Below are 21,386 nucleotides of genomic sequence, written 5' to 3'. Positions count from 1 at the left end.
TTTGGTTCGCGCCAAAAAAAACGCCGGCTTAACCGGCGTCTCTCGTTAGCTGACTTAACGCTCAGGCTTTATTGTCTACTTTGCCACGGGCTTCGTCACGCAGTTCTCGTCGTAAAATTTTCCCAACGTTAGATTTTGGTAATTCCTCGCGAAACTCGACCTGTTTGGGCACCTTATATCCGGTCAGATGGCGACGGCAGAAGGTGATCAACGCATCGTCAGTCAATGCCGGATCTTTCTTAACCACAAAAAGCTTCACCGCTTCGCCGCTACTACCGGAAGGCACGCCAACCGCCGCGACTTCCTGCACGCCAGAATGCTGCATCACCACATCTTCAATTTCGTTTGGATAAACGTTGAAACCAGAAACCAGAATCATATCTTTCTTACGATCGACAATCCGCAGAAAGCCGTCTTCATCCATAACCGCAATATCGCCCGTATGCAGCCAGCCATCTTTAATGATTTCATCCGTCGCGTCAGGACGCTGCCAGTATCCCAGCATAACCTGCGGGCCTTTCACGCAAAGCTCTCCGGCCTCACCCGGCGCGACTTCGTTGTCATCGTCATCCACCAGTTTGGCTTCTGTTGACGGTACTGGCAGGCCGATACTGCCGCTGTGATAATCAATATCATGCGGGTTGACGCTCACCAGCGGGGCGCACTCGGTCAGCCCGTAGCCTTCCAGCAGGTATTGCCCGGTCAGCTTTACCCAACGTTCCGCAACGACGTTTTGCACCGGCATCCCGCCGCCGGCTGACAGATGCAGCGAAGAAAAATCCAGCTGTTGAAACTCTTTATTATTGAGCAGGGCGTTGAATAGCGTATTAACGCCGGTCATCGCCGTAAATGGATATTTCGCCAGCTCCTTGACCAGGCCGGGGATATCACGCGGATTGGTAATCAGCAGGTTTTGCCCACCCAGCTCGATAAAAAGCAGACAGTTCATGGTTAAGGCAAAAATGTGATACAGCGGCAGCGCGGTCACTACCAGCTCTTTCCCCGGGTGCAGCAGCGGCCCATAGGTCGCTTTCACCTGCTCCAGATTCGCCAGCATATTGCGGTGGGTCAACATCGCGCCTTTCGCCACGCCCGTCGTACCGCCGGTATATTGCAGGAAAGCCAGATCTTCAGCGACAACCTCGGGTTTGACATACTGCATACGGTAGCCATGCTGTAGCGCGCTGCGAAACGAGATCGCATCTGGCAAGTGGTATTTTGGCACCAGACGCTTGATGTATTTCACGACAAAGTTAACAACCGTACCTTTGGCGGTAGAAAGCTGGTCGCCCATCCGCGTCAGAATAACGTGCTGTACCGACGTTTTCTCGACCACTTTTTCCAGCGTATGGGCAAAGTTAGAAACAATAATGATTGCCGCCGCGCCGCTATCGTTAAGCTGATGCTCAAGTTCGCGCGGAGTGTACAGCGGGTTAACGTTCACCACAATCATGCCAGCGCGTAAAATACCAAATAGCGCGACAGGATACTGCAACAGGTTTGGCATCATCAGCGCCACACGGTCGCCTTTTTTGAGTCCCAGCCCTTGTTGTAAATAAGCCGCAAATGCCCGACTACGTTCTTCTAATTTGCGGAAGGTCATTACCTCCCCCATATTGACGAACGCAGGCTGATCGGCATAGCGCGCCGCCGCATGTTCAAACAGTTCAACCAGGGATTGATAACGGTCAGGGTTGATCTCCGCCGGAACATCAGCAGGATAACGGTTAAGCCAAACCTTCTTCAATGCATCACCTCTAAAATGAGTGTTCGTCGTCATCACAACCCCAGTTAATAAACAAGTCGTTAACATTATATTAACTCAGCGTACCAGTTTATTAATTACGCAACTGAAAGGTTGCGAAGCGCGTCACTATTTATTTTTATTATGTCTCTATGAATGCAGAAACAGCGGACCAGCCGCTGTTTCTTTTATTGATAAAACAAAGGGTTACTCTGTTACTATCGTCTGAACCTCTGCGGGTCCAGGGTTATACCATCCCCAACCGCCATAGCCATAAGGCCAAGCGCGTCCGCCGTAAAACCACGGATCGATCGGCTGTGGAGGCATGACGACCTGCTGAACAAGATGCCAGCGTTTATAGCCGGTAGCCTGCATCAGCATAAATTTATACGGCGTATTGCCGATTTTACCGTCAACCGTGCCGGTTATCGGGCCAACAACGGTAACTAACTGGCCACGGAAGTCCACCGGGTCCAGAAAACCGTTCACATCGGCAAAAATTCTGCCGCGCGAGGCTTCGCCCAGAACAGGACGCGCGCCGCTGTCGAGCGGTACGGTAGCGATTTCAAGCCGGGTTTTTCCCTGCTGATTTTGTACCGCCACAACTTTGCCGCCGAAACGCGCCTCTTGCCCGATATAGAGCTGTGGCGCATTCATCACCCGCACCAAATCCTGCTGCGGCGTCGGACTCGAACCTTTAATGGCATCCGGGATAGTCACGCAACCACTCAGCATAAGCGCAAAAGCGCACGCCAGCGCCCCTTTTATTAACCTTTTTTGAACCGCCATGATGCGACTCCTTTTTCTCGACCTCTATTCCACCCCACAGCATAAAGTATGGGGGGGTAATAGTAGTGAGAGTCATTCTTTGCCGGGAAGTTTCTTCCACGCCACTTCGTTACGCAAATAAACCGGCTCGGCATGTTCCACGGCAACGGTCTCTCCTGCCGCCAGCTTTTGACTGGCGATGGGCAACATATCTTCCGCTGCCGGGAGCGACACTACCCCATCATGAAGCGTCAGGCCGCACTCCTTCGCCAGATCGGGCCACGCGGACCAACCCGTTCCTACGGTCGCCCACTCGCCGGAAAGCTGTTTCAACCGCTCGCCGACCCGTTCCGGTTTCAGCACCGCTTCCGTCTCTTCGCCCTGCCAGACGCCCTGCGCATCACGCTGGTATTCCGCCCAGTACACTTCGCCCATTCGCGCGTCAATCGCGGCGAGTACGCGGGTCGCGCCGGTTTTACGCCACGCGCCCTGCGCCATCGTGGCAAGCGTCGAAACACCGATCATCGGCAGATTTGCCCCTAACGCCAGCCCTTGCGCAATACCAATGCCGATACGCACGCCGGTAAAGCTGCCCGGACCGCGCCCAAACGCCAGCGCATCTATCTCATTGAGCGAGGCGCCGCTGGCGGCCAGAATTTCCTGCACCATGGGCAGGATACGTTGAGTGTGTTCTCGTGGACAAAGCTCAAAGTGAGCATTGATAGTACCGTTGTTCCACAGGGCGACAGAACAGGCCTCTGTGGCGGTATCGATAGCCAGAATTCGCATGAGGTTTCGTGCTTAGATCAATAAAATAGCGCGCATCTTACCATACTCCGTAACAAATTACTCGGCGGATGGAATCGCAAGAAAGCGAACGGCACGGGCGATATCACGCGTGCGCGGCGCAGGAGGCAGGCTGGCGAGAAACGTGGCGCCATAGGGCCGCATCACCAGCCGGTTATCACAAATCACTAACACCCCGCGATCGTCCGCATCGCGAATCAGCCGCCCTACTCCCTGCTTCAGCGTAATCACCGCGTCGGGCAGTTGAACCTCATCAAACGGATCGCCGCCGCGCAAACGACAGTCTTCCATTCGCGCTTTTAACAGCGGGTCGTCCGGGGAAGTAAACGGCAATTTGTCGATAATCACCAACGATAACGTATCGCCGCGCACGTCCACCCCTTCCCAGAAGCTGCTGGTGGCGACGAGCAGCGCGTTGCCGGCGCTAACAAATTGCTGTAACAGTTGGCCTTTACTGGTTTCCCCTTGCAACAACACTGGCAGCGTCATGATGGCGCGAAACTGCTCCGCCAGCTCGCGCATCATGGCGTGTGAGGTACACAGCATAAAACATCGCCCGTTATTGGCTTCGATAATCGGCCTGAGCATAGCCGCCAACTGTCGCGCCGCGCCGGGCTGGTTGGTTTGCGGTAGGTTACGCGGTACGCAGAGTAACGCCTGGCGCGTATAGTCGAATGGGCTGGGCAGCAGCATGGATTCTGCCTGTTCAATTCCCAGACGGGCGGTAAAGTGGTGAAGATCATCATTTACCGACAACGTGGCCGAGGTAAAAATCCAGCTACCGGGCTTCTGTTCCATCACCTCTTTGAATTTATCCGCCACGGTGAGCGGCGTCAGCGCCAGGGTGAAATGGCGCGAGGTGCACTCATACCAGTAGCTGTATCCCGGCTGATTGATCTCTTTTAAGCGTTTCAGCCGTGAACGGTATAGCGTGGCGCGTTCAAAAGCCGCATCCAGCAGCGCCGAACGGCCCAGCGACAGTTTCGCCACGTCGTAACAAAGCTCCAGCGTATCATCCAGCAGTAAAAATGCCCGTTGGATACGCGAGTCGGCTAACAGTTCACGCAAATTTCCCCGGTAGCCGGGCTCCCCCAGTTGCAGACGAAAATCCTGGGCGCTCTGGGCAAGGCGATCGGCGCATTTTTGCAACTGTTGAGTGTCTTTCAGTTCCGTCCGGTAGGCGATGGTGATGTCTTTTGCTAAATCCAGCAACTGACGGCTGGAGAGCGATTGTCCGAAATACTGGCTGGCGATGTCAGGCAGTTGGTGGGCTTCATCGAAGATCATTACTTCAGCCTGAGGGATAAGTTCGCCAAATCCGCTCTCTTTAACCACCATATCCGCAAGAAAAAGATGGTGGTTTACAATCACCACATCCGCGTCCATCGCCTTTTTACGCGCTTTCACCACAAAGCACTCTTTGTAGAGCGGGCAATCGCTGCCAAGGCAGTTGTCGTTGGTACTGGTGACCAGCGGCCAGGCTTGGGAATCCTCCGCCACGCTGACGCAGGTGCTGATATCGCCATCCCGCGTCTGATTTGACCAGGAGCGCAGCAATATCATGTCGCTTAACGTTTGTACCGGTAAATCGCCGCCCGCCAGCACTTGTTGTTCCAGACGCTCCAGGCAGAGGTAGTTTGAACGTCCTTTCAACAGGGCCGTCTTACCGGTAAACGCCAACGCTTTTGCTACCGTCGGCAGATCGCGGCTGTAGAGTTGATCCTGCAACGCTTTCGACCCGGTCGAAATAATGACTTTTTTCCCGGCGCGCAACGCCGGAGCGAGGTAAGCATAGGTCTTCCCGGTTCCGGTGCCGGCTTCAACAACCAGAGGCTGCGCATTTTCAATCGCTTGTGTTACGGCAACCGCCATTTGTCGCTGTGGTTCGCGCGGCTTAAAACCGGTTATCGCTTTGGCCAGTTGGCCATCTGCTGCAAAATCGTCCGTCACACTGCCCCCTGTTAATTTGCACAGGGGATTATGTCAGGGTAGAAAGGCTTACGCCAGTTACAGAGGTGACGGCGGCGCCACATTGTGGCAGTCTTGAGCCATTCAAATGGAAAGCAAATGAGGAATTAGTAATGTCTATCGTGCGTATTGATGCCGAAGATCGTTGGTCAGACGTGGTGATCTACAATAATACGCTGTGGTATACCGGCGTGCCGGAAAACCTGGACGCCGATGCTTTTGAGCAAACGGCGAATACTCTGGCGCAAATTGATGCGGTGCTGGAAAAACAGGGCTCCAGTAAGTCACGTATTCTGGATGCCACTATTTTCCTGAGCGATAAAGCGGATTTTGCCGCCATGAATAAGGCGTGGGATGCGTGGGTCGTCGCAGGTCATGCGCCGGTACGCTGTACCGTACAGGCCGGGTTGATGAACCCGAAATATAAAGTTGAGATTAAGATTGTCGCGGCGGTATAAGCCGGTTATTCGTCTTCATCCTCAAAACGCGCCACTATGCGTTCGCCGGTATGGTTGGCGCGAAGCTCGCCCGCCACCTGGGCAATCGCTTCTCCGCTGCTCATACCTTGCGACATCAATTCCTGGATACGTTCTACGGCTTTTTGCTGTTGTTCATGACTGAGTGAAGGTAAACCTGCAAACATGATTAACTCCTGCTAAATTGTTAGCGCTAATTATTTCACGCTACCCGGCGGTAAGCCAGTAGTGTTGTAACGAGTCAGGAATGATGAAGACGTTATCTCCCACTGTTATCACCTTACCCTGGCGTCCGGACGCCGCTGAACACTATTTTGCGCCCGTAAACCATTTACCCTGGGCGATGCTGCTGCATTCAGGTGATGCTATTCATCCCTATAACCGTTTTGATATTCTGGTCGCCGATCCTGTCACCACACTGACCACGCGCGCGCAGGAAACCACGGTATGTACTGCGCGCACGACTACCGTCACTCTCGACGATCCGTTACACGTTTTGCAGACTCAACTGGAGGCGCTGCCTTTCCATCCTCAGCCTGACCCTGACTTACCCTTTCAGGGCGGCGCGCTGGGTCTGTTTGGTTACGATTTAGGGCGGCGTTTCGAAATTCTGCCCGATACTGCCGCGCGCGATATCGTTTTACCCGATATGGCGATTGGCCTTTACGACTGGGCGCTGATTGTCGATCACCAAAAACAGGTGGTGTCGCTGATAAGCTATCATGATGCAGACGCCCGATATCGCTGGCTCACCAGCCAGCGCGCGCCAACCCGCACGCCCTTCAGGCTTACCTCAGCCTGGCAATCCAATATGACGCGTTGCGAGTATGGCGAGAAGTTTCGTCAGGTGCAGGCCTGGCTGCACAGCGGGGACTGCTATCAGGTCAATCTTTCCCAGCGTTTTCAGGCGAGCTACGAGGGTGATGAATGGCAGGCTTTCGAACGCCTTAACCGCGCAAATCGCGCCCCGTTCAGCGCCTTTCTTCGTTTACATGACGGCGCCATATTGAGCCTTTCTCCCGAGCGTTTTATCCAACTGGAGAATGGTCATATTCAGACGCGCCCGATCAAAGGTACGCTTCCACGGCTTAACGATCCGCAGGCGGATCGTCAGCAGGCGCAGAAACTGGCCAACTCAATGAAAGATCGCGCTGAAAATTTGATGATCGTCGATTTGATGCGTAACGACATTGGCCGGGTCGCCGTGCCGGGTTCAGTGAAAGTGCCGGAACTGTTCGTCGTCGAACCATTTCCTGCCGTTCACCATCTGGTTAGCACCATTACCGCCCGTTTACCGGACTCGCTTCATGCTACCGACCTGCTGCGCGCGGCTTTCCCCGGCGGCTCCATTACCGGCGCGCCTAAAGTGCGGGCGATGGAAATTATCGACGAACTGGAGCCGCAGCGACGCAACGCCTGGTGCGGTAGCATCGGTTATCTGAGTTTCTGCGGCAAGATGGATACCAGTATTACTATCCGCACCGTCACGGCAACGCAGGGCCAACTCTATTGCTCAGCCGGCGGCGGTATCGTGGCCGATAGCAAGGAAGAAGCGGAATATCAGGAAACTTTTGATAAAGTTAATCGTATCCTGCACCCACTGGAGAACTAATACGTGGATACCAGCCGTCTGACGCTCGATCATTTCTTATCGCGCTTTCAGCTTTTGCGCCCGCAGATAACTCATGAAACGTTAAATCAACGTCAGGCCGCCGTACTGATCCCTGTGGTTCGCCGCCCCCAGCCGGGGCTGCTGTTGACCCAGCGGGCTATTCATTTGCGCAAACACGCCGGACAGGTCGCCTTTCCCGGCGGGGCCGTGGACAGTACCGATGCTTCGCTTATCGCCGCAGCGCTTCGCGAAGCGCAGGAGGAAGTCGCCATCCCGCCGCAAGCCGTGGAAGTGATTGGCGTTTTACCGCCGGTAGACAGCGTGACCGGTTTTCAGGTCACCCCGGTGGTCGGCATTATTCCGCCAAATCTCCCCTGGCGCGCCAGTGAAGACGAAGTGTCTGCGGTGTTTGAAATGCCGCTGGCGCAAGCGTTGCAACTGGGTCGATATCATCCGCTTGATGTTTACCGTCGCGGCAATTCGCACCGCGTATGGCTCTCCTGGTATGAGCATTATTTCGTCTGGGGCATGACCGCAAACATTCTTCGTGAGCTGGCGCTGCAAATCGGCGTAAAGCCCTGACTGTACACAACGCCATTCACGTTGCCTCAAGGCGGTAACAATCGCCTCCCCCAAAGAGGCAGCCTGAAGGGCAACGTGTATATACTTAACTTTACGCGCGCAAGACACGACTTGAGATTACTGTCGCAATATTAGTAAAAACGCGGTTATTCATTAGTTTAATTCATGTGAATAGTTAAGCTGATGCCAGCGTTCCCTCTTACACTATGCGCAGTTATAACATCGTAACCGGAAGCCCCGGTTGCCCTGTCAGGAGTATTATCGTGATTAGCCTATTCGACATGTTTAAGGTAGGGATTGGTCCCTCCTCTTCCCACACTGTTGGCCCGATGAAGGCCGGTAAACAGTTCGTCGATGACCTGGTCGAAAAAGGATTACTGGATAACGTTACCCGCGTCGCTGTCGATGTCTACGGCTCGCTGTCGCTGACGGGGAAAGGTCACCATACCGATATCGCCATTATTATGGGTCTGGCGGGTAATGAACCCGCTACCGTGGATATTGATAGTATCCCCGGTTTTATTCGCGACGTCGAAACGCGCGAGCGTCTGTTACTGGCCCAGGGACGTCACGAAGTCGACTTCCCGAAAGATGACGGAATGCGTTTTCACAACGGCAATTTGCCGCTGCATGAAAACGGGATGCAGATCCACGCCTGGCATGACGACACGGTCATTTATAGCAAGACGTACTATTCCATCGGCGGCGGCTTTATCGTTGATGAAGAGCATTTCGGCCAGGAAGCGACGAATGAGGTTACTGTACCTTATCCGTTTAAATCGGCGAAAGAAATGCTGGAGTATTGCAACAGTACCGGCCTTTCACTCTCCGGCATGGTGATGCAAAACGAACTGGCGCTGCATAGCAAGAAAGAGATTGAAGAGTATTTCGGTCACGTCTGGCAGACCATGCAGGCCTGTATTGATCGTGGTATGAATACCGAAGGCGTGCTGCCGGGGCCGCTGCGCGTACCGCGTCGCGCCTCCGCGCTGCGTCGTATGCTGGTTTCCAGCGATAAGCTTTCCAGCGATCCGATGAACGTCATTGACTGGGTGAACATGTTTGCTCTGGCGGTGAACGAAGAGAACGCCGCAGGCGGCCGCGTCGTGACGGCGCCAACCAACGGCGCGTGCGGCATCGTTCCTGCGGTACTGGCTTACTACGACCATTTTATTGAATCAGTCAGCCCGGATATTTACACCCGCTACTTCCTGGCGGCAGGCGCTATTGGCGCGCTGTATAAGATGAACGCGTCTATTTCCGGCGCGGAAGTCGGCTGTCAGGGAGAAGTCGGGGTCGCCTGTTCGATGGCGGCGGCAGGCCTTGCTGAACTGTTGGGCGCCAGCCCGGAACAGGTTTGCGTTGCCGCTGAAATCGGCATGGAGCATAACCTGGGGCTGACCTGCGACCCGGTTGCCGGTCAGGTGCAGGTGCCGTGTATCGAGCGTAACGCCATTGCTTCGGTTAAAGCGATCAACGCTGCGCGTATGGCCATGCGTCGAACCAGCGCGCCGCGCGTCTCGTTGGATAAAGTCATCGAAACGATGTACGAGACCGGAAAAGACATGAACGCCAAATACCGCGAAACGTCGCGCGGCGGGTTGGCTATTAAAGTCCAGTGTGATTAAACGCCATTTCCCCTCCCTTCGCCCATCTGCTACGGATGGGCGAAATTTTTATCTCTTCCTCGTCGACTCCACGTTTCCCCACTACACTTGCTGTGTCGCGGTTGGCTTTTGTCGCCAACGCTTATTGGGCGGCCCGCATGCAAACAGCACAACGGATCATCAATCATTATCGCCGTAATCGTTTCATTGTTTGCACGATTTGTGCACTGGTCACGCTCATTCTTACGCTGAGCATCCGATTTATTTCGGAGCGGAACTTAAATCACCATCGCACGGTTGCATTCGCGAATCATGCCGTTGATGCGCTGGATAATGTGCTGCATCCTCTCCTGGTCGGACGAAACATACTGCTACCCTTACTTGAGCTTCCGTGCGCGACCGCGCATTTGCCGTTGCGTAAGCAAGCCGCCCGCCTGCAAACCATTCGTTCTATCGGGCTGGTAAAAGAGGGAATTCTCTACTGCTCAAGCATTTTTGGCGCCCGTAATACTCCCATACGCCAGCTTCAGCCCGATCTTCCCGCAGCTGGCGATCTGCTGCTACTTTCCACGGACCAATCGTTACTCAAGGGAAGCCCGATCCTCATTCAGTGGTATCCCGCCTCTGCCGATGGACAGGATGGCGTGATGGAAATTGTGAATATTGACTTGCTGGCGACTATGCTACTTGAGCCGCAGCAGCCGCAAATTACCAGCGCCAGCCTGACGGTCGGCAAACGGCACCTGTTATATGGTCGGGGCGTGGTCGATACTCTTCCGGAATTAAAAAAAGATGAAGAGCGTTACCAGCTTTCATCGCGGCATTTCCCTTTTACTATCAGCGTCAGCGGGCCGTCGGCAGGCGTACTGGCGTTCAAACATCTCCCGACGCAGTTACCGCTGGCCGTATTGCTTAGCCTGTTGATCGGTTATATCGCCTGGCTGGCAACCGCCAGCAGAATGAGCTTTTCCTGGGAAATTAATCTGGCCCTTGCCGAACGGGAGTTTGAGCTATTTTGTCAGCCGTTGCTTAATGCCCGCACGCAGCAGTGTACCGGCGTTGAGATCCTGTTACGCTGGAATAACCCGCGCCAGGGCTGGATCTCACCGGATGTTTTTATTCCTATCGCCGAGGAGCATAACCTGATAGCGCCGCTGACCCGCTATGTGATTGCGGAAACCATTCGGCAGCGGCACTACTTCCCCATCAACCATCAGTTTCATATCGGCATCAATGTGGCGGCAAGCCATTTCCGACACGGCGTGCTTCTCAAGGATCTTAATCAGTACTGGTTTAGTGCGGAACCTGTTCAGCAACTGGTGCTGGAGCTCACGGAACGCGACGCGTTGCTTGACGTTGATTACCGCCTGATGCGCGAGCTGCATCGTAAAGGCGTGAAGTTAGCCATCGATGATTTTGGCACAGGAAACAGCTCGCTCTCCTGGCTGGAAAAACTGCGGCCGGATATTTTGAAAATCGATAAATCCTTCACCGCCGCCATCGGTACCGATGCGGTCAATTCAACGGTGACCGATATTATTATCGCGCTGGGGCAAAGACTGAATATTGAACTGGTGGCGGAAGGGGTCGAAAACCAGACGCAGGCACAGCATTTGCGCCAGCATGGCGTGCAAATGTTACAGGGCTATCTCTATGCGAAGCCGATGCCCATTAGCGAATTTCCACAGTGGCTGGCGGGCAGCGCGCCGCCGCCCGCCCGGCATAACGGACAGATTATGTCCGCGATGCCGCATCTATAGACTTGATTCCTGCGTGTGACGTTATTCCTCTTCGTCGTGGGCAGGCTGTTCTTTAACAATCCGAACCAGATCGACACGATAGTCGTTGGCCTCGACAATGGTGATCCGCAGGGGCGGAACATCAATGACATCGCCTACACGAGGAATATGGCCATTAGCGGCGATCACTAACCCCGCGACCGTCGCAATATCGCCCTCTTCGTTCACCAGATGGTCAACTTCCAGCGCCTGCTGTAGCGCATGGAGATCGGTGCCACCCTTCACTATCCAGCCCTCGGCATCGGCAACGATTTCCGGCGTTTCATCGGCATCCGGGAACTCACCGGCAATCGCTTCCAGCACATCCAGCGGCGTAACCAGCCCCTGCACCACGCCGAACTCGTTAGTGACGATAACGAAACTGCCGCGCGCGCGGCGCAAAACGCCTAACAGATTGATAGGATCAAGCGTTTCCGGCACCACTATCGCCGGGGAAGACGCGGCGATAGCCGCAACGTCCGCGCCCTCTTCCAGCGCCACCAGCAACTCTTTCGCCCGAACGATACCGATAATTTCATCCAGCTCGCCCCGACATACCGGGAACAGGCTATGCGGAGAAGAGAGTAACTGCTGACGGATTTCAGCTACGCTGAGATTCGCATCCACCCAACTAATTTCGCCTCGCGGCGTCATAATGCCGCGCAGGGAGCGCGACGCCAGAGTCAGTACGCCGTTAATCATGTAGCGTTCTTCTTCGGCGAAGGCGCCTTCCGACACCGATATCGCGGCCGGGCTATCCGTCTCATGTTGCATACTCGCCTGACGTTTACCGCCCATCAGACGCAGGATAGCGTCCGCAGTACGCGCGCGCAGCGGCAACGTGGACTGATGACGAATAAAGTTGCGGCGCGCAATCTGGTTAAACACCTCGATAACGATCGAGAAACCAATTGCCGCGTACAGGTAGCCTTTCGGAATATGGAAACCAAACCCTTCCGCCACCAGGCTCAAGCCGATCATCAGCAGGAAACTCAGACAGAGCACCACCACCGTCGGATGCTGGTTGACAAAACGGGTCAGCGGTTTTGACGCCAGTAGCATCACCGCCATCGCAATCACCACCGCCGCCATCATAACCGGCAGATGGTTTACCATACCTACCGCCGTAATCACGGCGTCCAGCGAGAAGACCGCATCCAGGATGACAATCTGCGTGACTACCACCCAGAAGCTCGCATAGCCTTTACCGTGTCCGGTGTCATGCTCGCGGTTTTCCAGACGTTCATGCAGCTCGGTGGTCGCTTTAAACAGCAGGAATATACCGCCCAGCAGCATAATTAAATCGCGGCCGGAGAAGGTAAAATCCCAGACAGTAAAGAGCGGCTTTGTTAAGGTCACCAGCCACGAAATAATGGACAGCAGCGCCAGACGCATAATCAGCGCCAGCGAGAGCCCGATAAGACGCGCTTTGTCACGCTGCTTTGGCGGCAATTTATCGGCGAGGATCGCGATAAAGACCAGGTTATCGATACCCAGGACAATTTCCAGGACGACGAGCGTGAGTAAACCCACCCAAATTGAGGGATCCATTAATAATTCCATGACAAGCTCCTGCTTAAGGAATGACTAAACGGCGCCCACAACATCTCAAAGGATGCAGGCGGTAACGCAATAAACAAAGTAAGGCTATGGCAAGATATGCCAGATTGACAGGCGCAAAACGGCCAAAGAGTGAAATGACGTCGGTGACGATCCATACAACGGGCTGCTGCCCTATACCCCATTCTAATTAAACGGAAGCTAAACATAACAGAGACAACTGGTTTTTGGCAAAGATTTACCTTCCTTTGCAAAGAGATGTAACCAGGATATTTTACACTTCGAAATTTCTCATTATCGAAAACAAAATTACGGATCTCCATCACACAAAATATTTTTTTCGATATCTAAAATAATTCACGAAAATCATGCGTTTTTCGTTGTAACCCTCATCTGAATCGATTCGCTTGCGGACGGCGATTCAAAAAATACATCTGTCAAGTTGATGTGTTGACAATAATAAAGGAGGTAGCAAGTGACCATTGCTATTGTTATAGGCACACATGGTTGGGCTGCAGAGCAGTTACTTAAAACAGCCGAAATGCTGTTAGGCGAGCAGGAAAACGTCGGCTGGATCGATTTCGTTCCAGGCGAAAATGCCGAAACGCTGATCGAAAAGTACAACGCTCAGTTGGCTAAACTCGATACCAGTAAAGGCGTGCTATTTCTCGTTGATACATGGGGAGGCAGTCCGTTTAATGCTGCCAGCCGCATTGTCGTCGATAAAGAGCGCTATGAAGTTATTGCCGGCGTCAACATCCCGATGCTGGTCGAAACGTTTATGGCTCGTGACGACGATCCGAGCTTTGACGAGCTGGTCGCACTGGCGGTAGAAACCGGTCGTGAAGGCGTAAAAGCGCTGAAAGCGAAACCGGTAGAAAAAGCCGCGCCAGCGCCAGTCGCCGCCGCGCCAAAAGCGGCCACGCCGGCAAAACCGATGGGCCCGAATGATTATATGGTTATCGGGCTTGCCCGTATTGATGACCGTCTCATTCACGGTCAGGTCGCTACCCGCTGGACCAAAGAGACCAATGTCAGCCGTATTATTGTTGTGAGCGATGAAGTGGCGGCTGATACCGTACGTAAAACGCTGCTGACGCAAGTTGCGCCGCCGGGCGTTACGGCGCATGTGGTTGACGTCGCGAAGATGATTCGCGTCTACAATAACCCGAAATACGCTGGCGAACGCGTGATGCTTCTGTTTACCAATCCTACCGACGTCGAGCGCATCGTTGAGGGCGGCGTGAAAGTCACCTCCGTGAACATTGGCGGTATGGCCTATCGTCAAGGTAAAACGCAGGTGAACAACGCCGTTTCCGTCGATGAAAAGGATATCGAAGCCTTTAAAAAGCTCAACGAGCGCGGCATCGAGCTTGAGGTGCGTAAAGTTTCCACCGATCCGAAACTGAAAATGATGGATTTAATTGCCAAAGTGGCGAAATAACCGCCGGCATTTAATTAGCTTTCACACTTAAGATAGCAATAGGAGAAGTACAATGGAGATTACCACTCTTCAGATTGTGCTGGTGTTCATCGTCGCATGTATCGCGGGTATGGAGTCGGTACTTGATGAATTTCAGTTCCACCGTCCGCTGATCGCCTGTACCTTAATCGGCGCCGTTCTGGGGGACATGAAAACCGGTATTATCATCGGCGGTACTCTGGAAATGATCGCTCTGGGCTGGATGAACATCGGTGCTGCCGTTGCGCCTGATGCCGCACTGGCGTCCATCATCTCTACCGTTCTGGTCATCGCCGGGCATCAAAGCATTGGCGCCGGTATCGCGCTGGCGATTCCGCTGGCGGCAGCAGGCCAGGTACTGACCATTATCGTTCGTACCATCACCGTGGCATTCCAGCACGCGGCGGACAAGGCGGCTGAAAACGGCAACCTGACGGCGCTCTCCTGGCTGCACGTTTCTTCTCTGTTCCTGCAGGCAATGCGTATCGCTATCCCGGCGGTTATCGTTGCCATCTCCGTAGGCACCAGCGAAGTACAGGGAATGCTGAATGCGATTCCTGAAGTCGTCACAGGCGGTCTGAACATCGCCGGCGGCATGATCGTCGTGGTTGGTTATGCGATGGTTATCAACATGATGCGCGCAGGCTACCTGATGCCGTTCTTCTACCTCGGTTTCGTCACCGCGGCTTTCACAAACTTCAACCTGGTCGCACTGGGTGTCATCGGCGCAGTGATGGCTATTCTTTACATCCAGCTGAGCCCGAAATACAACCGTGTAGCGGGCGCGCCTGCAGCGGCTGCTGGCAATAACGATCTCGACAACGAACTGGACTAACAGGTGAGCGAAATGGTTGATATGACTAAAACTACCACCGAGAAAAAACTCACTCCGAGCGATATTCGCGGCGTATTTCTTCGTTCTAACCTGTTCCAGGGATCATGGAACTTCGAACGTATGCAAGCGCTGGGCTTCTGCTTCTCTATGGTGCCGGCGATTCGTCGCCTGTATCCGGAGAATAATGACGCGCGTAAACAGGCGATTAAACGTCATCTGGAGTTCTTTAACACCCATCCTTACGTTGCGGCGCCGGTACTGGGCGTGACCCTGGCAATGGAAGAAAAGCGTGCGAACGGCGCAGAGATTGACGATGGTGCTATCAACGGTATCAAAGTCGGTCTGATGGGACCGCTGGCAGGCGTCGGCGACCCTATCTTCTGGGGTACCGTCCGTCCGGTATTCGCGGCGCTGGGCGCAGGTATTGCAATGAGCGGCAGCCTGCTTGGTCCGCTGCTGTTTTTCATCCTGTTTAACCTGGTGCGTCTGGCGACCCGTTATTATGGCGTAGCTTATGGCTACCGCAAAGGCGTCGATATCGTTAAAGATATGGGCGGCGGCTTCCTGCAAAAACTGACTGAGGGGGCGTCAATCCTCGGCCTGTTTGTCATGGGGGCATTGGTTAACAAGTGGACGCATGTGAATATCCCGCTGGTGGTCTCCACCATCACCGGTCAGGATGGTCAGACACGCGTTACCACCGTGCAAACCATTCTCGACCAACTGATGCCGGGTCTGGTTCCGCTACTGTTGACCTTTGCCTGTATGTGGTTGCTGCGTAAGAAAGTTAACCCGCTGTGGATTATCGTGGGCTTCTTCGTCATTGGTATCGCCGGCTACTCCGTAGGACTGCTGGGCCAGTAAGGCTGTTGTACACTACCGGGGCCAAACGGCCCCGTTTTTTTATTTCTCTGGAGGATAAATGACTATCACGGACCTGGTGCTGATTCTCTTTATTGCCGCATTATTGGCTTACGCTCTCTACGATCAGTTCATCATGCCCCGTCGCAATGGCCCCACTCTGCTTTCTATAGCCCTGCTCCGCCGTGGTCGCGTAGACAGCGTTATCTTCGTTGGGCTGGTCGCCATCCTTATTTATAACAACGTAACCAGCCACGGAGCGCAGATGACCACATGGTTATTAAGCGCGCTGGCGTTAATGGGGTTTTATATATTCTGGATCCGCACGCCACGGATCATCTTTAAACAACGTGGCTTTTTCTTCGCCAATATCTGGATAGAATATAACCGTATTAAAGAGATGAATTTATCGGAAGACGGCGTACTGGTGATGCAATTAGAACAACGACGCTTGCTTATCCGTGTACGCAATATCGACGATCTGGAAAAAATATATAAACTTCTTATTGAAAATCAATAGCTTAAGATATAGCCTCAACTATGTTTTTCGAATTTTATTTCGAATCATAATATAGCTAAGGCTATATTTTCTATTGACCAATTGTTATTTAATTTAACGTTTTATTGATGAATAAATCTAAATGAAAATCGTTTTCAGTTAGAAGGCAAATAATATTTTATCGCTGTTGTTTTATATTCTAAAAATATGTTAATGTTGCGCCGTCAATTGGGGAGTAGCCGATTTCCAGACTCCGGAAATGTACGCGTCAACATACTCGTTGCAAAACGTGGCGCGTACGGACCAGCCGCCGCTGGTCAGGCGAGACCATAGGCGCATCAACTGCTGTGTATTTCGTCACAGAATGGCGACATGCATGTTTGCTGGGGGCAGTGATGTGTTTAATGGATACCCCGGTCAGGACGTTGTCATGCACTTTACTGCTACTGTTCTTCTCGCTTTCGGTATGTCGATGGATGCTTTCGCGGCATCAATTGGCAAAGGCGCCACCCTACATAAACCCAAATTCTCAGAAGCGTTGCGTACCGGTCTTATCTTTGGCGCGGTTGAAACGCTGACCCCGTTGATCGGCTGGGGGCTGGGGATATTGGCGAGTAAATTCGTTCTGGAATGGAACCACTGGATAGCCTTTGTTCTGCTGATTTTTCTGGGCGGACGCATGATCATCGAAGGTATCCGCGGCGGTAGTGATGAAGATGAAACACCGTTACGTCGTCACAGCTTTTGGCTATTAGTCACGACGGCTATCGCGACCAGCCTCGATGCGATGGCGGTTGGCGTCGGTCTAGCGTTTTTGCAGGTAAACATCATCGCAACCGCATTGGCTATCGGTTGTGCCACGCTTATCATGTCCACCCTCGGAATGATGATCGGTCGCTTTATCGGCCCAATGCTGGGTAAGCGTGCTGAAATTCTCGGCGGGGTCGTACTGATAGGAATTGGCGTCCAGATCCTCTGGACGCATTTTCACGGTTAACGGTCACGCTGCCAGAGATGAAGGTTGAAATCCGTCTGGCAGCTAAGTCCGGCGCTGGCGGCCAGTTGTTCCCACACGTCTGGCCTGGCGCGCCAGGCAAATGGCGTCATTTGCAACAGTGCTACAGCCGCTTCGGCGGTGAGCTGCATATGATAAGCAAGGCGGGTACTCTGCTGCAATGTGAACCCGTCGAGCTGCTCGGTATACGGCGCATGTAAACGCACCTCATCATAAATAAGCCCTTTTAGTTCCATCAGATGATGCGGCCCCGGCGTGGCGGTAACGACCCAACCACCAGGTTTCACCACGCGCGCTAATTCCTGCGCCTTACACGGGGCGTAGATTCTGATCACCGCATCCATTGACGCATCGGCAAAGGGCAGTCGATGGCTTGACGCCACACAAAACTTCACCTGCGAATAGCGCTTCGCTGCCGCTTTGATCGCCGTTTTAGCAACGTCCAGTCCAAACGTGGTGACTCCCGGCAACGCCTCGGCAAAAGCATGAGTGTAATACCCCTCGCCGCAGCCGATATCCAGAATCGCCGTGGCCGACTGATCCAGCCGCTCGCGCAACAGGTTAATCACGGCATCGCGCAGCGGCTGATAATGGCCCGCATCAAGAAACGCTCTCCTCGCCTGCATCATTTCGGCGCTGTCGCCCGGATCGCGCGAACGTTTATGCTGTACCGGCAGCAGATTGATGTAGCCCTCTTTCGCCACATCAAACTGATGGCGCTGTGGACATATAACGCTGTTATTAATCTGCGTAAGCGGCTGATGGCAAAGCGGGCAGGTAAACGACATGACAACTCCGGACTGGGGCGCTAAAGGGCGCAAGTGTAACGCGAATTGCGCCCCGGGAAAATCCTTTACGAGCCCGGAACCGCAACGTGGCTGCCATGCATCACCAGAAGGTGATCTGAATCGGCTGGCATACCGTCTGGCTCAACATTTTCCAGCCGCAGCACATCGCCCATGATCTGGCTGAATACGGGCGCAGATACCGCGCCGCCATAATAAGCCCCGTTTTGCGGATTATTAATCACCACCACCAGCGCAAATCTGGGGTTACTTGCCGGCGCGACGCCTGCGGTATATGCCACATACTTATCGACGTATTTACCATCATCGCCAATTTTTTTCGCCGTCCCGGTTTTGACCGCAATACGGTAGTCTCTTACTGCGGCTTTTGTTCCGCCGCCGCCAGGCAACGCGACGCTCTCCATCATATGTTCCACCTCGTGCACCAGTTCTTCCGGCATTACCCGCGTGCCGATCACGGGCGGATCAACTTTGGTGATCGATAACGGACGGTAGATACCAAAGCTGCCAATCGTGGCATAAACATGCGCCAGTTGCAGCGGCGTCACCATTAATCCATAGCCAAAAGCGAAGGTAGCGCGATCTAAATCACTCCAGTAATGACGTTTCGGTAATAACCCGCTACTCTCTCCGGTGAGACCCAGTCCGGTAGGCACGCCGAAACCAAAGCTTTTATAAGTATCCATTAATTTCTGCACCGGCATCGCCAGAGAAAGGTGAGAAACGCCGGTATCGCTGGATTTTTGCAAAATGCCGGTTAATGTCAGTTCCGGATAGTAACCGACGTCGCGGATACGGTGTCCATCGAGAGTAAAAGGATGGGTATCGATAACGCTGTCCGGCTGCACGATGCCCTGCTGTAACGCAGTCATGATGACCAATGGCTTCACAGTAGAACCGGGTTCGAAAGTATCGCTAATCGCGCGGTTACGAAAATCGTCCAACTGCGCGCCTTCACGGTTGTTCGGGTTGAAATCCGGGTAGCTCGCCATCGAGAGAATTTCACCCGTTGGGATGTTAATCAATACGGCAGCGCCGGATTCCGCTTTGTTCCAGATGACGGCGTTATCCAGCGCATCTTCGGTAACCGTTTGCAGACGTTCATCAATGCTAAGCTGAAGTTCATGAGCAGGAACCGGATTCACTTCCGTAATGTTCTCAATAACGTGACCAAATTTATCTTTACGCACCAGCCGGGAGCCCGGTTTTCCCGTCAGTTGCGCGTTAAAGCTCTTTTCAATACCTTCTATTCCCTGCCCGTCGATATTGGTAAAGCCGATCAAATTGGCCGCTACGTGTCCGGCAGGGTAAAAACGGCGCGACTCTTCCCGCAGGTTAATACCCGGTAGATTCAGTTTATCTATCCATTCGGCTTGCTGGGGTGAAACCTGGCGCGCGAGGTAGATAAAACGGCCTGCCGGATTACTGTTTACCCGTTCCGCAAGCGTACTGAGCGACAGATGCAGGGCACTGGCCAGCGCCTGCCAGCGCTCATTGTAGCCAACGCCGCCTTTGCTTATGATAGTTTTCGGATCGGCCCAGACAGCATTAACCGGAACGCTCACCGCTAAGGGCCGCCCTTCTCTGTCGGTGATCATGCCGCGTGGAGAGGCCGTGGTCACTTCACGAAGCGAGCGCATATCTTCTTGTTTCACCAGTTTCGACGGCGTAACAATTTGCAGCCATGCCACCCGCCCTAACAACAATGCCATACTGAGCAGAATGGCAGTGCAAAGTAGTGCAAAACGTATGGGCGTAAAATTACGGGTATCGCCGTCGCTTTTCTTTTTCACCTGATCTCCAGCCGAATCATTTTTCAGGTGATTGATTTAACGGGAAACGGCCGGAAAAACCAGAAAAAACAATGCTAATAACATCGCGCCTTTGCAACAAATCGCTAACGAGAGCGCATCCAGACACATTTTGAAGGATATTGAATTAAAAAGCCCCGCTTTTAGCGAGGCTTTATATCTGAGGCTGACGCGACAAACGCATCAAATCAGTGGTGTCGATCAGATAGCTGTTACGTTAACAGCAGCCGGACCTTTCTGGCCGTCCTGAATTTCGAACTCAACGTTCTGGCCTTCAGCCAGAGTTTTGAAACCATTGCCCTGGATAGCGGAGAAGTGTACGAACACATCTTTGCTGCCGTCAGCCGGAGTAATGAAGCCAAAACCTTTGGATTCGTTGAACCACTTAACTTGACCTTTAATCTTTGCCATTTGCAAAATTCCTTAGAGTGTTTTCTTTGCCCGTAGGCATAACATAGATAAAACTGAGACATTACTGCTTGAGGCACTAATATAAGGTTCGGCAGAGAAGCGGTATTCAACGTCAACGTGTTTACTCAGGACTTCTTTACTGAAAATGCCACACATAAACAGAACTGTACCTCGTTTAACCCAAAGCCTGTTATCACATACAACGTTAATTATGGCAAGCCATTTTTAAACGTGTCTCGATCCGTCGCACAAATTACGAGAACCTTCACAAATTGACAGCACGTTTATGCAACAAAATTGCGAAAGATATATCCTCACGCGCTGACGGACTCCTGACAACGTCACTGCTGAAAAGCCATTTTTCTACCATAGCTCAATAACTTCGCTTCTTCCAGTGCATCAAATCACATTTAAAAGCTGTATTTTTCATATCACTTTTTATGCTGAGTTATGCATAAATTGTCACAATGATAAAAAACACCTTTTAATCAAAATAATAGAAAAGAAAAGCGATTTTCGACACCGCTTTTTGTGATGTTCTGCGTCTTTACAGAATGCCTTAAAATAATGAACAAACAATGACAATCCATAAAGAGAGAGAAACGTTTCGCTTTTAATAGAGAATGAGCGGTATCACAAAATTGACATATGTCCATTTGTTATACATATCAAACTATGTTGCATATAAAGCCATATATTATGTAAGGTGTTGATGCTGTAGTATCAGTTGCAAACGGCAACGCGGAGAGATCCGACGGGGAAATGGGGCGTATGGCACTGGCGC

The 21,386-nt window shown here is 52.8% G+C and carries 21 protein-coding genes and 1 riboswitch; of the genes, 10 read left to right on the top strand and 11 right to left on the bottom strand.

Annotated features, from left to right (window positions below; all coding sequences use genetic code 11):
* Nucleotides 1–61: 61 nt before the first annotated feature.
* The 4 genes from fadD to NA197_RS13865 all read right to left on the bottom strand — a co-directional run bounded on the left by fadD (nucleotide 62) and on the right by NA197_RS13865 (nucleotide 5,269).
* Nucleotides 62–1,747, bottom strand: a complete 1,686-nt coding sequence (fadD, locus tag NA197_RS13880) for a long-chain-fatty-acid--CoA ligase FadD (protein WP_064043485.1) — start codon at nucleotides 1,745–1,747, stop codon at nucleotides 62–64.
* Nucleotides 1,748–1,951: 204 nt separating this feature from the next.
* Nucleotides 1,952–2,533, bottom strand: a complete 582-nt coding sequence (locus NA197_RS13875; protein ID WP_000290594.1) for a Slp family lipoprotein — start codon at nucleotides 2,531–2,533, stop codon at nucleotides 1,952–1,954.
* 72 nt (nucleotides 2,534–2,605) lie between these two features.
* Nucleotides 2,606–3,301: a tRNA (adenosine(37)-N6)-threonylcarbamoyltransferase complex dimerization subunit type 1 TsaB gene (tsaB, locus tag NA197_RS13870; RefSeq protein WP_064043479.1), complete on the bottom strand. Its 696-nt coding sequence runs from the start codon at nucleotides 3,299–3,301 to the stop codon at nucleotides 2,606–2,608.
* 57 nt (nucleotides 3,302–3,358) lie between these two features.
* A complete protein-coding gene (locus NA197_RS13865; protein ID WP_064043478.1) occupies nucleotides 3,359–5,269 on the bottom strand; it encodes an ATP-dependent DNA helicase in 1,911 nt (636 codons plus the stop codon).
* Between the two features lie 131 nt (nucleotides 5,270–5,400).
* Here NA197_RS13865 and NA197_RS13860 point away from each other — a divergent pair, with 131 nt between their 5' ends.
* Entirely contained in the window at nucleotides 5,401–5,745 is a 345-nt protein-coding gene (locus tag NA197_RS13860) for a RidA family protein (protein WP_000029550.1), read from the top strand.
* Nucleotides 5,746–5,750: 5 nt separating this feature from the next.
* Here NA197_RS13860 and NA197_RS13855 read toward each other — a convergent pair whose 3' ends face one another.
* Nucleotides 5,751–5,930: a YoaH family protein gene (locus tag NA197_RS13855; RefSeq protein WP_000457328.1), complete on the bottom strand. Its 180-nt coding sequence runs from the start codon at nucleotides 5,928–5,930 to the stop codon at nucleotides 5,751–5,753.
* 80 nt (nucleotides 5,931–6,010) lie between these two features.
* On the opposite strand from NA197_RS13855, the gene pabB reads away from it, so the two are divergent.
* From pabB to NA197_RS13835, 4 genes are all read left to right on the top strand, one after another.
* A complete protein-coding gene (gene pabB, locus NA197_RS13850) occupies nucleotides 6,011–7,375 on the top strand; it encodes an aminodeoxychorismate synthase component 1 (RefSeq protein ID WP_074181632.1) in 1,365 nt (454 codons plus the stop codon).
* A gap of 3 nt (nucleotides 7,376–7,378) precedes the next feature.
* Entirely contained in the window at nucleotides 7,379–7,957 is a 579-nt protein-coding gene (locus NA197_RS13845; RefSeq protein ID WP_000381531.1) for a CoA pyrophosphatase, read from the top strand.
* Nucleotides 7,958–8,220: 263 nt separating this feature from the next.
* A complete protein-coding gene (gene sdaA / locus NA197_RS13840) occupies nucleotides 8,221–9,585 on the top strand; it encodes an L-serine ammonia-lyase (protein WP_000624277.1) in 1,365 nt (454 codons plus the stop codon).
* A 137-nt stretch (nucleotides 9,586–9,722) separates the two neighbouring features.
* Nucleotides 9,723–11,324 carry an EAL domain-containing protein gene (locus NA197_RS13835; protein WP_001192519.1) on the top strand — a complete coding sequence of 534 codons (1,602 nt, stop codon included), beginning with the start codon at nucleotides 9,723–9,725 and terminating at the stop codon, nucleotides 11,322–11,324.
* A 21-nt stretch (nucleotides 11,325–11,345) separates the two neighbouring features.
* Here the strand turns inward: NA197_RS13835 and yoaE are convergent, their stop codons facing one another.
* Nucleotides 11,346–12,905 carry a CNNM family cation transport protein YoaE gene (yoaE, locus tag NA197_RS13830; RefSeq protein WP_058115795.1) on the bottom strand — a complete coding sequence of 520 codons (1,560 nt, stop codon included), beginning with the start codon at nucleotides 12,903–12,905 and terminating at the stop codon, nucleotides 11,346–11,348.
* Nucleotides 12,893–13,060, bottom strand: coding sequence for a protein YoaL (locus NA197_RS13825; RefSeq protein ID WP_370739650.1), 168 nt, complete (start codon nucleotides 13,058–13,060; stop codon nucleotides 12,893–12,895). Before NA197_RS13825 ends, yoaE begins: the two co-directional genes overlap by 13 nt.
* A 317-nt stretch (nucleotides 13,061–13,377) precedes the next feature.
* Here NA197_RS13825 and manX point away from each other — a divergent pair, with 317 nt between their 5' ends.
* From manX to mntP, 5 genes are all read left to right on the top strand, one after another.
* Entirely contained in the window at nucleotides 13,378–14,346 is a 969-nt protein-coding gene (gene manX, locus NA197_RS13820; RefSeq protein WP_000150523.1) for a PTS mannose transporter subunit IIAB, read from the top strand.
* Nucleotides 14,347–14,398: 52 nt separating this feature from the next.
* On the top strand, nucleotides 14,399–15,199 hold the full coding sequence (gene manY, locus NA197_RS13815; protein WP_000406918.1) for a PTS mannose transporter subunit IIC: 801 nt from the start codon (nucleotides 14,399–14,401) through the stop codon (nucleotides 15,197–15,199).
* Nucleotides 15,200–15,211: 12 nt separating this feature from the next.
* On the top strand, nucleotides 15,212–16,063 hold the full coding sequence (locus NA197_RS13810; protein ID WP_001518647.1) for a PTS mannose transporter subunit IID: 852 nt from the start codon (nucleotides 15,212–15,214) through the stop codon (nucleotides 16,061–16,063).
* 58 nt (nucleotides 16,064–16,121) lie between these two features.
* Entirely contained in the window at nucleotides 16,122–16,580 is a 459-nt protein-coding gene (locus NA197_RS13805) for a DUF986 family protein (protein WP_064043476.1), read from the top strand.
* Nucleotides 16,581–16,776: 196 nt separating this feature from the next.
* A riboswitch (yybP-ykoY riboswitch) is annotated at nucleotides 16,777–16,878 on the top strand.
* Between the two features lie 111 nt (nucleotides 16,879–16,989).
* Nucleotides 16,990–17,556: a manganese efflux pump MntP gene (gene mntP / locus NA197_RS13800; protein ID WP_001518359.1), complete on the top strand. Its 567-nt coding sequence runs from the start codon at nucleotides 16,990–16,992 to the stop codon at nucleotides 17,554–17,556.
* On the opposite strand, the gene rlmA is transcribed toward mntP, so the two are convergent.
* From rlmA to NA197_RS13780, 4 genes are all read right to left on the bottom strand, one after another.
* The gene (gene rlmA / locus NA197_RS13795; protein WP_000010922.1) at nucleotides 17,553–18,362 is read right to left on the bottom strand and encodes a 23S rRNA (guanine(745)-N(1))-methyltransferase; all 810 of its coding nucleotides are present in this window, start codon (nucleotides 18,360–18,362) and stop codon (nucleotides 17,553–17,555) included. The two genes, mntP and rlmA, sit on opposite strands and share 4 nt — an antisense overlap.
* Nucleotides 18,363–18,427: 65 nt before the next feature.
* Nucleotides 18,428–20,173 (bottom strand): peptidoglycan glycosyltransferase FtsI, encoded by a 1,746-nt coding sequence (ftsI, locus tag NA197_RS13790; RefSeq protein WP_064043475.1) that lies wholly within the window; start codon nucleotides 20,171–20,173, stop codon nucleotides 18,428–18,430.
* 219 nt (nucleotides 20,174–20,392) lie between these two features.
* The gene (cspE, locus tag NA197_RS13785) at nucleotides 20,393–20,602 is read right to left on the bottom strand and encodes a transcription antiterminator/RNA stability regulator CspE (RefSeq protein ID WP_001062678.1); all 210 of its coding nucleotides are present in this window, start codon (nucleotides 20,600–20,602) and stop codon (nucleotides 20,393–20,395) included.
* Between the two features lie 12 nt (nucleotides 20,603–20,614).
* On the bottom strand, nucleotides 20,615–20,758 hold the full coding sequence (locus NA197_RS13780; protein WP_001537930.1) for a DUF2627 domain-containing protein: 144 nt from the start codon (nucleotides 20,756–20,758) through the stop codon (nucleotides 20,615–20,617).
* Nucleotides 20,759–21,386: the final 628 nt, after the last annotated feature.

Source organism: Salmonella sp. NW884, assembly GCF_051700745.1.
In the GTDB taxonomy this organism is placed as follows: Bacteria; Pseudomonadota; Gammaproteobacteria; order Enterobacterales; family Enterobacteriaceae; genus Salmonella; species Salmonella enterica.
The sequence above is the reverse complement of the archived record's forward strand: the minus strand, read 5'-3'. Positions and strand labels throughout refer to the sequence as shown.

Excerpts from the sequence above, each read along its gene's own strand:
- manY (WP_000406918.1), top strand. The coding sequence starts at position 14,399 with ATGGAGATTACCACTCTTCAGATTGTGCTGGTGTTCATCGTCGCATGT.
- NA197_RS13835 (WP_001192519.1), top strand. The coding sequence starts at position 9,723 with ATGCAAACAGCACAACGGATCATCAATCATTATCGCCGTAATCGTTTC.
- yoaE (WP_058115795.1), bottom strand. The coding sequence starts at position 12,905 with ATGGAATTATTAATGGATCCCTCAATTTGGGTGGGTTTACTCACGCTC.
- rlmA (WP_000010922.1), bottom strand. The coding sequence starts at position 18,362 with ATGTCGTTTACCTGCCCGCTTTGCCATCAGCCGCTTACGCAGATTAAT.
- NA197_RS13875 (WP_000290594.1), bottom strand. The coding sequence starts at position 2,533 with ATGGCGGTTCAAAAAAGGTTAATAAAAGGGGCGCTGGCGTGCGCTTTT.
- tsaB (WP_064043479.1), bottom strand. The coding sequence starts at position 3,301 with ATGCGAATTCTGGCTATCGATACCGCCACAGAGGCCTGTTCTGTCGCC.
- NA197_RS13805 (WP_064043476.1), top strand. The coding sequence starts at position 16,122 with ATGACTATCACGGACCTGGTGCTGATTCTCTTTATTGCCGCATTATTG.
- NA197_RS13825 (WP_370739650.1), bottom strand. The coding sequence starts at position 13,060 with ATGGATCGTCACCGACGTCATTTCACTCTTTGGCCGTTTTGCGCCTGT.
- pabB (WP_074181632.1), top strand. The coding sequence starts at position 6,011 with ATGATGAAGACGTTATCTCCCACTGTTATCACCTTACCCTGGCGTCCG.
- NA197_RS13780 (WP_001537930.1), bottom strand. The coding sequence starts at position 20,758 with ATGTGTGGCATTTTCAGTAAAGAAGTCCTGAGTAAACACGTTGACGTT.
- mntP (WP_001518359.1), top strand. The coding sequence starts at position 16,990 with ATGCACTTTACTGCTACTGTTCTTCTCGCTTTCGGTATGTCGATGGAT.
- NA197_RS13810 (WP_001518647.1), top strand. The coding sequence starts at position 15,212 with ATGGTTGATATGACTAAAACTACCACCGAGAAAAAACTCACTCCGAGC.
- NA197_RS13860 (WP_000029550.1), top strand. The coding sequence starts at position 5,401 with ATGTCTATCGTGCGTATTGATGCCGAAGATCGTTGGTCAGACGTGGTG.
- NA197_RS13855 (WP_000457328.1), bottom strand. The coding sequence starts at position 5,930 with ATGTTTGCAGGTTTACCTTCACTCAGTCATGAACAACAGCAAAAAGCC.
- cspE (WP_001062678.1), bottom strand. The coding sequence starts at position 20,602 with ATGGCAAAGATTAAAGGTCAAGTTAAGTGGTTCAACGAATCCAAAGGT.